Genomic DNA, 14,207 nt, shown 5'->3' on the forward strand with positions numbered 1-14,207 from the left:
GTGACAATATCAGGAAGCACTGGGTTGCGTTGTGCAACTTCTGTGATAACGGTCTGGCGGAAGTGGATAATAATGCCGCGGAAAGAGCGCTTCGTGCAGTCTGTCTCGGAAAGAAAAACTTTATGTTCTTCGGCAGCGATCACGGCGGCGAGCGTGGAGCACTGTTGTACGGGCTGATCGGCACCTGCCGGTTGAATGGTATCGATCCGGAAGCGTATCTGCGCCATATTCTGAGCGTACTGCCGGAATGGCCTTCCAACCGGGTTGATGAACTCCTGCCATGGAACGTAGTACTCACCAATAAATAAGCGTCAATACGGTGCTCCGTTGACGCTTACCTTCTTTCATTCGCTGAAGGTGGAATGTATCCACGGGGAACGCTTTAGCAGCCGGGAAATAATGCGGGCAACGGTGTTTAATTATATCGAGTGTGATTACAATCGCTGGCGTCGTCACAGTGCCTGTGGCGGTCTCAGCCCGGACCAATTTGAAAACCATAATCTCGCTTAGGGCCGTGTCCACATTACGTGGGTAGGATCAATCATCCATCCAGACACAAACCTGAAAAACAGATTTGGCAATACCGATACCAACAACCCTGATCGTACTCATGTGATGTTACTCCCAGCTTAAAGCGCTCCCGGTTCCGGTAGCAAACGCAGACAGTAAAAGTATGAAGTATGGCACTGACCACTTCAGGAAGGGCGTCCATCACATCACTACAGATTCAGCATCCACGTGCTGGTGAGCACATGGATGCCGGGTTATACATCTTTAACATAGATTTTAATCAGTTAAAAAGGCTGTCGCCAGTCGGCGTTTTGCTTTGTCCATTCCGGCTCCAGCCACAGGTCTTCAGTGTGACATAAATGATATTCCTCCCATAATGCCTTTCATCCACACCTGTCACTTCAAAACATGTTCCGGGCCTGAGGATACAGCGGGTTTCCCCGGGGGCATTATCCGCTATATCCGCACCAGCCATTCCGTCAATCCGGTAATACACCTGATAGCCGGCCCCCTGACGACTAAATACATTGTTCTGTGTGGTGGTCAGGTATACATCCGTATTTTTATCTTCCGGAGTCTGGAGTATTGTGCCGGTTTTCAGCCATCCTCCGGGCCATTTCGACACAGTGCTCCGGAGATATCCCGGTGTGTGGCGCAATATTTCTGGCGTGATCATCCATTCTCCGTTTCTTACCGCCGCATCCATCAGCCAGTTATCCTGCGTCCGGGCGCGGGGAGCTTCTGATACCCGTTGTTGCAATTCCCACAGCATATATTCTTCTCTGGAATGGAATTGTCTTGAGGTACGTGAGTCATGACGCAGCATCTGTTCCCCATCTATGAACATCATATCTGAGAAAGATACTGTGGGATTGTTGTCCTCTTTCCCCCTGTAATCAATCATGCGCTCCAGTAGTGCCGGGCCATTGAGCCTGAGGACTGAATGTACAACAGTATTATTGTTCTGAGGGATTTCGGATAAAATGCTTAAAGGATACTTGTCCCACTGTTGCCGGTAGTTTGACAGGGAGACAATCATTGCCTGATTCACCATTTTTTTAGCTACCTGATATGTTATCTGCAAATCACCTTCTGGTGTCAGGTAATACAAAGTTTCTGCTTTTCGTGCCATAGGTAGGCTTTTATACTGTACTGATAAGCCATCGATATACCACGGGTGGAAGGGCGGGAATTTATGCCCTGAGTTCGTTGTGAAAGTGGTGGTCATAATGGCATTTTCCACCAAGTGGAGTCCCTCTGGACTTTTTCTCATGGCACCGTGATATGTATATAATATTTTTGACGTTTCTTCCTTTTGAATACGGGCGTATTCCGCAACAATCTCCGCCAGATTCAGAACTCCCTCTCCTAACTGGATATTCAGATGATTTTTGTAGGCAGGGTTGATAAAACGGTGTGTATCTCCTATCAGAATCAGTCTCAGTTCTTTCTTCAGAATTTCCCTGTCAGTTGTATCCATCACTTCTGTGAAAAAATTTCTGAACGTCAGACGTAAACGGCCGATACCTGATTGTTCTCGCAGATAGAACAGTTTGACCGATAATATCCTGCGGTCGATGTGGACCATACCCTGATGGCACATCAGTTTTAAAGAAAATGTTGCATCCGATACAATATTGAAACGAAGAAATCCCTCAAGTATTAAGGATGGGGCATCGTTGTCGGGATTGACAATAATATGTTCCTCCTGTTGCCACTGCCTTTCAGATAACCGTATCTCTCCGGCGGATTTTATTTTCAACGGAGCTGCATGTACTTTGCTACGTAGCAACACATTATTTTTTCCCTCAAAAACCAGATACAGCCGTGAATGGGGGGGGATATTTAGCTCTGAGATATTTACCGGAACAGTCGGCTCACCCTCTGCTTGCCACGCACCCTTCAGCTTCCCTGACAGTAACTCACCATCCACTTTTTTCCTGACGCCACTCAGGTTTTCAAGGCACAATACCTGCTCTGCACTTCCGGATACCCGGGGCAGGAACATCATTGCATGGTTTGGTGTCGTCAGCGTTTCCAGCCGGTTTATCGTTGGCCTATGGCCCTTCCGGAAAATCCCCACCCAGTCACCATTATCCGGTAACAGCCGGAGTACGTCACTCAGTAAACGGGTATCCTGAGGCTGAATTGACACACGGGTTGTCCCGGGCAGCGATTCTTCGATCCCGGATATTGTCAGTTGAAGGGAATACTGAATCGTAGCAATCGTTAATATCACGCTGTTTTTGTCTTTTTTCCCTTCAACCAGAACAGGACTGGCCTCAAGCAAATCAATCGTTTCCGGATGGTCATTATCACCGGCCAGTATGATTTGTGCCGGTGATATCTGTGCTGTATCCGGCCCCGTAATAATATACCGGCTTCCGGGGGTTCCGGTTACAGCCGTGGTGTAATGGCGACTGCCGGTCAGCCTGAATTCCGAGTAATGCTCCTGAAGCTGGTAAACGAGCTGACGGTTCAGGGGGTCATAGCTGGCAGATGTTTCTCCTCCCCGGAACCTGACCTCGGGGGCCAGGCTCCATCCCATATCATGCAGCCTGTCCAGTATGGCGTCTGGTCTGTTGTTTTCTTCCGGATAAACAGCCTGCCAGCGTTGAACATCACATGATGAAACCCCCAGTTGAATACCATTTTCCTGGGAAACCGCCTCCAGAGTAATGCCATCACTGGTATGCCCCCTGAAGTTTCCGGCAAAACGGTTCAGTTGTGTCTCATCCTCCAGCTGAACCTTTATATTGTTCCCGGCCCAGTAAATCAGACTCAGCTCAAAGGCGACAGGTTTTAATTCTGTCAGAGTTGTTTCTGGCAGAAGGATCTCGTGAGAGACCGAGCTATTAGACAGCGTCAGTGTCAGCGGAGTTTTTAAATCGCGGGGGATAATATAGCGGTTATTCCCTCCACCAGAGATGACAGTACCGCCACCAGAGCTCGTATGGAAGGTATTGTCCTTATCGTTACCCGTTAGCCAGTTTTCGCCGGCCGTTGTACCGACCAGGGTGTTTATTCCCTTCTGGGTGATGGTCATTACCGGCACCTCACCGTCCGTTGTTTTCAGCATGACCGACTGTGTTTGTTTTGATAAATCAAAGGCGAGCGGAAACTCTTCCGGTAGCCCGCGAAAAGAGAGCGTATTTTCTTTTGCCACAGGATTTGCATCAATATCATAATATCCCGCACCACCGACCTGAACAGTCAGGCCTCCGGTCCCCCCTTTCAGTATGAACCTGTAATCTTTCAGTGATATTGCCTGTGCTGTGCGTTCCGGTGTCAGGTCGCTGAGCACCCTCAGGGGAAGTATGGTGGTCTTCCGCTCTCCTGCCGTCACGGAACACTGACTGTTAAGCACTTCCAGTGGAGGACGCCAGTCACGGGAATTGCTGTCCGCGACTGCTTCCCGCCAGACCACTTTGTTGGACAGATATTCTATTTCAGTACTGGCCTTATACTGGTGACTGTAGCCCAGAATAATGGTGTCATACTCTCCCGCAGGGATTTCCGGCAGGGTCCGGGGCCATTTACTGTTGGCGTAGCCGTGTGCCAGGGCGTGGTAGGGGCTGATGCTATAGGCATAGCCCACCTTCTCACGAATTTGCCAGTCCCCTAGGTCAGGACGATGACCGATTTTTCGGCCAGCGTTAAAAGAGCTTTCTCCCCGCAGGACAGGGGGAGACTGTCGCAGATCCAGTTCCATTTTCCCCAGTACCTGGTTTCCGGAGAAATCCAGCACACCTCTTTCCGGAGAGGCCACGACAATGTGTTTACTGCCGTCAGTCAGGAATTTTTTATATTTCAGCCATTGTTCATAGCGCTCTTCTTTCAGTGCCACATTGCGGGCAATAGCGGGAGCCCCCATACCAATAGCGGCCACAGGCCCGGTAGCAATAATAAGAGGAGGAAAGACCGCAGAAGCAACCGTCAGTCCCAAAGAGATGGAGTCAAAGGCGACCTGTACCCGGGCCGCCATAATATCAGAATGGCGTGTGGCCTGCTGGAGCTGAGTGACACTGTTGTACAGATTCCAGGTACCAAGAGCGGTTTCCAGTACGGGAAGTTCAAGAACGCGGGCACTGGCGGAGAGCGCCTTGCCCATTGTGCCTCCGGTACGAGTTGCGGCTGAGCGCAGACCTGCAGCCATGGCACTTTCCAGTCTGAATCCCTGAATACCCTCTGTATTCAGGAATTTATTCCCGGCAATCTGAATCATGCTACCGAGAGTGGCTTCGGCTAATTGTTTGGCGTCCATAGCCAGGTTGACATGAGCCAAAACATTGCTTTCCTGCCCCTGCTGTAGCATGCGGGCATACTGAACAATACCAACCACACTCATACCGAGATCGAAATCCATGACCCCACTGGCAGGCAGGGCCGAAAGCATGGAAGAAAGTTTCTGAAAACGGGATACTACTTCTGGTGCTTCCACAGAAACTGTATGTTGTTTTTCATCATCACGGACCTGAAGGGTGAATCGCCCGCTCCCGGCATCAGTCAGCTCAATATGCTCAGCAGAAAGATGACGACCGGATGAGCGGGTAATACTCTGGAAGCGTTGCTGCAGAGTTTCCAGTACGCCGGCGAGTTGCTGTTTTATCCGTGTCGCCTGCCGTTGCAGGCGAACCTGTGAGGAGACCATATCATCGAGTGTCCCGTTAATCATATCCGGATCGATGGGCCGGGTGCCGCTATACAGTCCCTGAGTCTGCAGAATTTTTCGTATGTTATCAGCCTGTTCTGGTGTCAGAACTGTGCGGGACAGATAATCATGCAGCACATCACCGTTCAGACGCAGAGAGGGGATTTGCTCCGGAGTGGGGGGAGAAGTGATACGCCGGCCGTCAAGGGTGGCTCCGATATCATAAAGTGTTTTTACTGGCAGGGAGATACCTGCAACAGCGACCGGTTCAGCCAGATTCGTCAGACGGTCAGCAGTGGTGTGCTGATGGCGGGTGCTCAGTCCAGCATCATTAACTGGCAGCAGCTTGTTCCAGATCATATCTGAATCGGCATAATGTACTTGTATATGTTCACTAATGTCTTTGTTTAATAAGCCATAATATTCCTGAAGCGTCGGGGTTAATTGTATGCCAGCTTCAATAAACTTTAGTGCATCCAAAGGAGAAAAGAAATCTGCATGCCCAAAGTTTGGATCAGTGACCCGGAAAATATCTTCCAGTTGTTGTAGCACCAGTGTATGGGTAGGCGTGGTTATTAGAGCACGTTTAACGCCTTTCTCATGAAACAGTTGGGTTAGGTTTTTTGGATTCCATACTGCCTTCTGTAGTAGCGATTTGTCGGCAATATGTTTGTTTCCCTGATACTGCAGCATTTCAATCAGACGATAAGCTCTGGCCATTATGGCCTTATCATCTTCTGTCAGAGGCAACTTATCGCGCTTATAGGTCTGATGAAGAGCACTGACTGTCATCAGGTTTTCCTGGAGAATGCGATAATGAGCGGTATTTTCAGTCTGGAGATAAAGTAAGGCCATCCCCATGCAGCGTCCTTCCTGAGAGATCAAAAGTGATTGAGGGTGAAAGTCGATATTCTGGCTGCCATATCCTTTAGCCATTTCAAACCATCTCTGTGCATGTTGGCGATAAAATTCTGGCCATGAGAGCAGGGTATATTTAGCGTGTTCCACGATAAAATGTAATGAAGATACTACTGGTGCAGAGGATATAATATTTTCATTAAAGCCAATACCTTTGAAATTATAAGGGAGAACAAAACTGGAATCCTGTATTACTGTAACTGGTGGTCGCCCGTACTCCTGCTCTCGACGCAATAGCCTACCCGTGCCGGGTAATGCGGCAGAGAGTAAGGGAAGGACTGCATCAGCAAGAGTTGGTAATCCAGAGAGATGCTGATGTATTTCTGTTAAAGACTGATAAGGTCTTTTTTCTGCCTCACTGAGCAATTTATTAATATTCTGATCACTCAAAAAACATGAAGATACAGAGTTTTGCAGAAGTTGGCGAAGATTATGTTCATTTAGTGTTTTTTCTCGCATGTTTATATGAATTTTATATAAATCCTCAATATATAAATTCATAACCTCAGATGCCGGATTGTCAAAACCATCAGCAGCACTGACCATCACCTGCTCTGTAATTTTTCCGTTATTGGATGAGTAGCCCATCCCCAGAGGATTAACATTTTGACCGGGTACAGGCGTCAGCAATTCATTTGGCGATAATTGTGATATTTTTTCTATAACTTCAACAGGGATTAATTCTGTTTTTTTCTTATCCAATATATGATTATATATCAGTGGTAACTTCTCACTAATATCATCTGTACTGTAGTGCTCTTTTAATATGTTGATTAAGGCAGAGGAAGGTGCCGGTAGCAGACTCTCTGCAGTATGCACTCCTGTTATTCCTAGTCCAGTCATTGTATAACGGGAGAGGATGTTTAAGTCAGAAAATACATATCCTTCACGATGTAGACGATCAAGTATATGTCCGCTATAGACCACTTTATCCATATTATGGATAGCTATACGGGGATTCCCTTTGAATTCCTCATTGATTTTTTGTATTTTCTCATGAATGTTTTCAACATATTTCTTTTCGAATGCTTCAAGGTAGTAATAATAATCAATGCTGCTGTCAGTATTGCCTGATATTTCTTTTAACTGTTTAACAAGTTTAATTTTTTGTGATTTCGTAGACAAGTCTTGCCATATATTGGAGTCTTTATTTATTTTCTCAAAGTAAAGTTCATGTGAATTTATATTATCTTTTACAGCTTCTACCTTTTCTTTCAAAAAATTATTCTCATAAATAAAACCAGCTATTTCAAGAAGTGTATTTGCCTCCTGAGAAGATAGTAAGCCAAGATGATCTTTCATTGTTAATTCAAGATATCTTTGTAACATGACTCTCCCTTCCCAATTTTCAGGAGTCTTATTCTTACTCATATCATTAAGAATGTATTTTAACTCCCTTTCCATAACCGCGAAGGAGAATAATTCCTTTATAAAAAGAGTATGCTCAGTTTTATCACTGTAAAAGATATTTATTTGTGTGTGTGGATTGCTTGCAAGGAAGGCTTTTATTGACATCCTAAGGTCATCGTCGATGTTTTTATATAAGTCAGGGTAAATATTAATTTTGTTTTCTACGGGAATATTCATCCTCCTGATTTTTTCGGCTAACTGTACTTGTAGTGAAAATAAAGACCTTTTTGCTATATCATCATTTACCTCTTCCATAAGTATATGGATCATTTGATCTGTTTCATACAGTTTTTTAAAGTTGATGTCTGATGCATCAATCAAATCATTATAGCGCTCAGCAAGGATCTGTATCTTTTTTTGTAGGTTTTTCTTGGCATTAGTGGGCCACTGAGAGAAAAACGTATTAGTATCTATTTTGGTTAAGAATAATTCCGGAAGATTTTCTTTTTTTATTGTTGAAACATCTTTGAACATGAAGTCATCAACACACCGGCCTTTTCCTATGCACCATGTACTTTCATCTGCTGGTGTGACATCGTTGATGCCAATCGACACAGGGTTTAACCAGTCATATTTTCCTGTGCCTGTTGTTTTGTATACACCAATATAAGCTTTATCACCTAGTTTTTTATCATTGATGAAGTCTTCACCTAAAACTCCTCTGCTTCGGAAAAATTGCAGCATTTTTCTTTGAATCAAATCCGGACCGGATATCTGAAGGGTACTCAGCGCTTCCGGAATAATAGTATCTTGTCTGAACTTGGAAAAAAGACTCCCGGAAAGGTATTTTTTTACCAGTATCCCCCCAACTTTGTCTGTATCTGGGAGTGAAGATATGTCATCAGTCTGTTTGAAGTATATTTCACTCTGGACATTATCTCTTATTTTCCTTAGTTCCCTGTAAGCCTGATTCTGGCCTGCGATAACAGCATCAACCACCTCACTACCTTTATGTGATAGCATGAACCCATTGAGTCCACGAATATTCCATCCATTGGTCCATAGATGGTAGCGACGAAGAATGGGCATTGTATCGCGTGGGATAGTTGTGTCGATCTTAGTGAAAATATTAGCTTCAGGTAGTTTAGATATTGATGCTAATATATTTCTAATAACTTTTTTATCTGCATCATTGATTCCATCATAGTTGACATCATCTAGGCTTTGCTTATTAACATGCCTTAACACACCATCAGATATTGCACGACGTAGCTTTAAGTCTTCCAGGAAACGATTATCTCCTTTTGTTTCCATCATGATTTTAAAAATCACTTGTTTAGAATATGCAGGCATCATATCTGTATCAGTATAGATGCCACCATGCTCTTTAAGAATATACATTCTGAGCAGGTCTGAGGCGGCAGGATAGTTCCAGCGAAGTAGCATTTCCGTTTGATAGTTATGATTATTTTCTGCCTTTGATAAAGACGTTAAAGTATTAACGTCCTTAATTGAAATACGAGTTTCACCAAACTCACTCTGTAAGTCATGAATGATTTTTTTTACTGTTCCTTTATTGATATTAATAGTTTTGTAAAAGCTATTAATATCATCCTCAGATAGCTTAATCACATTTTGGAGATAATTTATTCGAAATTTATCATTGATTTCTGTAACTCCTTTCACAATACAGTGGTTGAAGAAGTCATCCTGGAGTTTGATCATGTTTTTTAAAAAAAGTGCGTTAAACCTGTGCTTCAGGGGGGTGGCTATTTTTTGATAATCATTATAAATTTCTCTAAGTTGATTCAAATACTCCTGTTGTCCTGATTGACTATTGTTGTATTTTTCTCTTATTCCATTGTATTTGTTAATGAAATCAATATTTTTTTGCTGGGTGTTCTGTTGTATAGTTTTACATGCTAAATCAAAAGCAATTTGTTTTAATATACTGGTAAATTTTGCCGCACCAAAAGCATTTTCATCAACCCAAAGATAATAATTAAAGTCATCATAGGTTTTCAGAAAAGCCTTGATATAGTCAGTGATACTTTCAGGTGGGGAACCTGCTACCCATATAGCATGAATGTTTTTCTCAATATCTACGGTATGTGAATAGTATTCCTTTTTTATATCTGCTATCATTGCCTCTATATTTTTAGAGGCCGTTTCTTCAGTGGGAATTTTCTCCTTGAGACTTGTTAATAAGTCAGCTTGCGCCTGTAGAAATTTCAAACCTTCACGACTATTTTTTTCCTTTAATTGATTGTAGCCCGTAATGGCTTTCTTTATTCCTATGATCTCTGTTTTATGGCTATTTTTCTGTTCGTCGCTAAGTGGAAGCCTCTGGTCAAAATTTTCTGGTGTTAGCATGTGTTGAGTATTTTTCTCAACTACAGGAGAGCGTTTTTTTCTTTTTAGTAATTTATATGATAGGGAAGGTTGGCTATCGTTTTCTGATTCCGTTGTTATTTTATTCAATATATTGTTACTGGCTATATTCTTTGTTTTTAGTGAGTTATTACTTTTTTTTATATTATTTTGTGATTTTATTGCATGTTCAATATGTTTTATTTCTGTATCAGAAGCATCTCTGGAAATGCTTATTTTTGAAACGAGATTATCTCTGAAAGATTTTGTGCTTTTTATATCATATCTATTTAAAGAGTGGGGGTTTTCTGTTTCCCGCAGACCATTATAAAAATTCGATAGCCCAAGTAATGCGTTATGTAACAACGAGGATTTCCAGTTGCCTGTATGATGGGCTGGTGAGAATGTTCGGTGCTCATATCCCTGGATTTCTTTCTGAATCATTTTTCCAATAGTAACAACATCTTCTAGAGAATTTTCTTTCAACACAATTTTGTCAAAGAAGCGTAGTTGGGCTTCTGATGCTGTTCTTACCGGCCTGATATTGCGTTGAGAATTTTCTTGAAAAATTGTGGTGTCGCTCGATTTTTTTTGTTTCTCTTGCCCTGAGAGAGCATTATTGACAGGATTGAAAAGAATCTTTTCTGGTATTTTCATAAATACACCTCAACATAAAATACATTTATATCTAAATGAAGATAAAACATTAAAAAACTAAAAGCTCATGGGGGGTAATAGAAACTTTTTTATGAAAAATCATATTAATTTTCAGGTTGTATTCGATTTATATGCCTGTATTATCTCCTCCTAATGTATATAAATATCTAATGAACATCAGATGTTTCTGTAATATACATTTGCATTCTAAAAATACGATCTTACAGGACAGATGAAAAACCAGAGAGCTGTAAAATCTCTAATCTTGCAATCATTACTGATATATGTGGAATTTCCTGTGATTTATCTGCTATGGGTAAGGCGGTGCTTTAGTATCAGGGCTATAATAACATCTTTGTTTTTAATATAATAATAAAAATATTCCCCCTTATGCCTGAATTGTCTGTTACATTAGCTTCTGGAGGCCTTACGAATAAGGCTACCGCACATATGCTTTTCTTTAGCAAACAAAAACAAGTCTAAACCTTTTTGAAAAATTAAAACCAGCAATAACCAGCAGTCAATACCCGATGGGTAAACACAACGGTAATGCCTCCCAGTTGAATGCGATGTATAATGCTCACTTTGAGGTTTACCTATGGCCAGCATTACCGTTCATTGCCCCCGTTGTCAGCCTGCTCAGGTTTATCTTCATGGGAAGAACCCAAAAGGACATAACCGGTTCCGCTACCGGGACTGCCAGTGCGTGTTTCAGCTCATTTATTCATACGAGGCCCGCAAGCCCGGGGTTTAAAGAGCAGATTACTGAATGGCTTTCAACGTTGTCAACGCCACGATGTTTGACCGTTTTGGGGATGCGGACGATTTCCTGGACTGCTTTATCATTCCAGCCCGCATTGTTGGCGGTACATTTTGGGGCTGACGGCACCCAGCGATAATTTTATACGCCGCTCGTTATACCATCTGATGTAAGCATCCACTTGCTGCATGAACTTTTCTGGCGTGATGCCCGATCATTTACGCCCATAATACATTTCCGTTTTCAGTCTGCCGAAAAAGCCTTCGCATGCGGCATTATCAGGTGAACATCCTTTACGGGACATTGAGCGAATAAGACCTGCTGCATTCACTCTTTCCAGCCAGCCTGGCCAGCGATAATACCCACCTCTGTCACTGTGTATCACCGGTCGTTCGCCAGCATTTAACGTTTCGACAGCGTTATCCAGCATGGTGTTACCCAGTTCTGCGTCGGGACGTGTACTGAGAGACCAGCTCACAACTTTTCCATCGAAGCAGTCCACCACCGGTGATAGCCAGACTTTTCCTGCAGGAAGCTGGAACTCCGTGATATCTGTCAGCCATTTCTGATTAGGTTGCTCCGCCTTAAAATCTATGGCGATAAGGTTATCCGGAGCCAGTCCGATTTCTCAGCAATATGAGCTGTAGCGGTGACGACGGTTACGGCTGACGACAAGCTGTTACTCCACAATAAGTCTGCGTACAACCTTTTCTGATAGCCGACCCCCCTCATGCCTGAGCATCGCATGTAAGCGACGATAGCCATAACACTGGTAGTTACTATTAAAGATATCTGTCAGCATCGTACGTATCGTGGCTTATTTATCGCCGGCCTTCAGTGCAGCACGGTGATAAAAATAACTGCTACGGGCAAGACCCAGAACACGCAGTAATTCTGTCAGGGGATATGTTTGTCTCAGGGCATCAGTAATCTTTGTTTTTTCTCTGTTGTTCAGGTGACTGATACTGATGCCCGGGGCTTTTTTTATGATTTCCTCCGCTTTTTTCAGAATATCCAGCTCCATCTGCCGGCGGCGTATTTCCTGATTCAGTCGGGCGACTTCCTCCCGCAACGCATCGCGTTCTGCCTCCAGGGAAGGGGCGTTATGTTTACGCATAGTCTGGTAAGCACTGTTGCCGATAATTTCATCTTTCCATTTATACAATACCGCACGACTGACACCAATACGCCTGGCGATTTCACTGGCTGATCCTTGTCGTGTACAGAGTGCCATGACAGCCTGACGTTTGACTTCTGGTTCAAAGGGTGCAACCGGATTGGTCTTACTGGTAAATATACGTCGTCTGTCGGGGTAACGTTCATTAACCCAGCGAACGAGCACATCGGTGCAGGGATAACCCAGAGTTCTGCTGGTAAACGCCAGGCAGCAGCCGTGGTTAAGATAATGTTCAACGGCAACCTGTTTTTGCTCATCTGTGTAACGGGGCTTATGACGAATGGATTCTTTTACTCCGCCACCTGCTTCCCATGAACGGATCCAACGCCGCAGATTTCTTTTCGAAGGGTACCCCAGTTCGCGTACGACGGGGGCCAGTTTCTTACCATATTTGAAATAAAGCTCAATGGCGCGAATTTTTTGTTCTTCAGTAAACATGTTTCATCTCCTGATGAGTCCAGGAAATCGTCAGCATCCCCGTCCCGCCCTGGCGGACAGAGGGTTAGTGCAGAGCATGTCGCGCAAGGGCAACTGCCTTGATAATGCGGTAATGGAGAACTTCTTTGGTCACCTGAAAGAAGAAATGTACTATCGCCGGGACTACAGAAATGTAGAAGAGCTGGAAAATGCCGTTAACGAATACATAACTTACTGGAATCAAAAAAGAATAAAACTCAGTCTTGGGGGACTCAGCCCGGTAGAATACCGGACTGAGTATCAAAAAGCCGGTTAACTGAAACTGTCCAGGTTTTGGGGTTCAGTTCAAACCCGGATCATCCGGCCGGAAGAGAAATGCTGCCCGGCCTGTGGTGGTGACCTCAGTCCTCTGGGATGTGATGTGTCAGAGCAACTGGAGCTTATCAGCAGCGCCTTTAAGGTTATCGAAACACAACGTCCGAAACTGGCCTGTTGCCAGTGCGACCATATCGTGCAGGCACCGGTGCCTTCAAAACCCATTGCACGCAGTTATGCCGACGCGGGGCTTCTGGCCCATGTTGCCACCGGGAAGTATGCAGACCATCTGCCGTTATACCGCCAGTCAGAAATATACCGTCGTCAGGGCGTGGAACTGAGCCGCGCCACGCTGGGGCGCTGGACCGGTGCCGTTGCTGAACTGCTGGAGCCGCTGTATGACGTGCTGCGCCAGTATGTGCTGATGCCCGGTAAAGTCCATGCGGATGATATCCCCGTTCCGGTCCAGGAGCCGGGCAGTGGTAAAACAAGGACTGCCCGGCTGTGGGTTTACGTCCGTGATGACCGTAACGCCGGTTCACAGATGCCCCCCGGCGGTCTGGTTCGCGTACAGCCCGGACCGGAAAGGTATCCATCCACAGAATCACCTGGCCGGTTACGGCGGTGTGCTTCAGGCCGATGCTTACGGTGGTTACCGGGCGTTATACGAATCCGGCAGAATAACGGAAGCCGCGTGTATGGCCCATGCCCGGAGAAAAATCCACGATGTGCATGCAAGAGTGCCAACCGACATCACCACGGAAGCCCTGCAGCGTATCGGTGAACTGTATGTCATCGAGGCAGAAGTCCGGGGCTGTTCAGCAGAACAGCGTCTGGCGGCAAGAAAAGCCAGAGCGGCCCCCCTGATGCAGTCACTGTATGACTGGATACAGCAACAGATGAAAATACTGTCGCGTCACTCGGATACGGCAAAAGCGTTCACATACCTGCTGAAACAGTGGGACAGCCTGAACGTGTACTGCAGCAATGGCTGGGTGGAAATCGACAACAACATCGCAGAGAACGCCTTACGGGGAGTGGCCGTAGGCCGGAAAAACTGGCTCTTCGCGGGTTCTTGTCAC

2 protein-coding genes and 5 pseudogenes are annotated in these 14,207 nt (G+C 44.9%); 5 read left to right on the forward strand and 2 right to left on the reverse strand.

Annotated elements, in window-relative coordinates; translation table 11 throughout:
* The coding region (locus EA14781_RS24450; RefSeq protein ID WP_052514816.1) for a transposase domain-containing protein at window positions 1–308 on the forward strand (308 nt) is incomplete at its 5' end.
* 28 nt (window positions 309–336) lie between these two features.
* Window positions 337–510: pseudogene (locus EA14781_RS23750) on the forward strand (IS3 family transposase); the annotation flags it as partial.
* A 280-nt stretch (window positions 511–790) separates the two neighbouring features.
* On the opposite strand, the gene efa1 reads toward EA14781_RS23750, so the two are convergent.
* On the reverse strand, window positions 791–10,456 hold the full coding sequence (gene efa1, locus EA14781_RS18710; protein ID WP_000701120.1) for a lymphostatin Efa1/LifA: 9,666 nt from the start codon (window positions 10,454–10,456) through the stop codon (window positions 791–793).
* Between the two features lie 598 nt (window positions 10,457–11,054).
* On the opposite strand from efa1, the pseudogene EA14781_RS23755 reads away from it, so the two are divergent.
* Window positions 11,055–11,207, forward strand: a pseudogene (locus EA14781_RS23755) (IS1 family transposase); the annotation flags it as partial.
* 91 nt (window positions 11,208–11,298) lie between these two features.
* Here the strand turns inward: EA14781_RS23755 and EA14781_RS23760 are convergent.
* Window positions 11,299–12,831 (reverse strand): annotated as a pseudogene (locus EA14781_RS23760) (IS3 family transposase).
* 49 nt (window positions 12,832–12,880) lie between these two features.
* On the opposite strand from EA14781_RS23760, the pseudogene EA14781_RS18730 reads away from it, so the two are divergent.
* Both EA14781_RS18730 and tnpC read left to right on the forward strand, forming a co-directional pair.
* Window positions 12,881–13,126, forward strand: a pseudogene (locus EA14781_RS18730) (transposase); the annotation flags it as partial.
* A 48-nt stretch (window positions 13,127–13,174) separates the two neighbouring features.
* Window positions 13,175–14,207: pseudogene (gene tnpC, locus EA14781_RS18735) on the forward strand (IS66 family transposase); the annotation flags it as partial.

This window comes from Escherichia albertii NBRC 107761 = DSM 17582 (assembly GCF_000759775.1).
Lineage (GTDB): Bacteria > Pseudomonadota > Gammaproteobacteria > Enterobacterales > Enterobacteriaceae > Escherichia > Escherichia albertii.

Excerpts from the sequence above, each read along its gene's own strand:
- efa1 (WP_000701120.1), bottom strand. The coding sequence starts at position 10,456 with ATGAAAATACCAGAAAAGATTCTTTTCAATCCTGTCAATAATGCTCTC.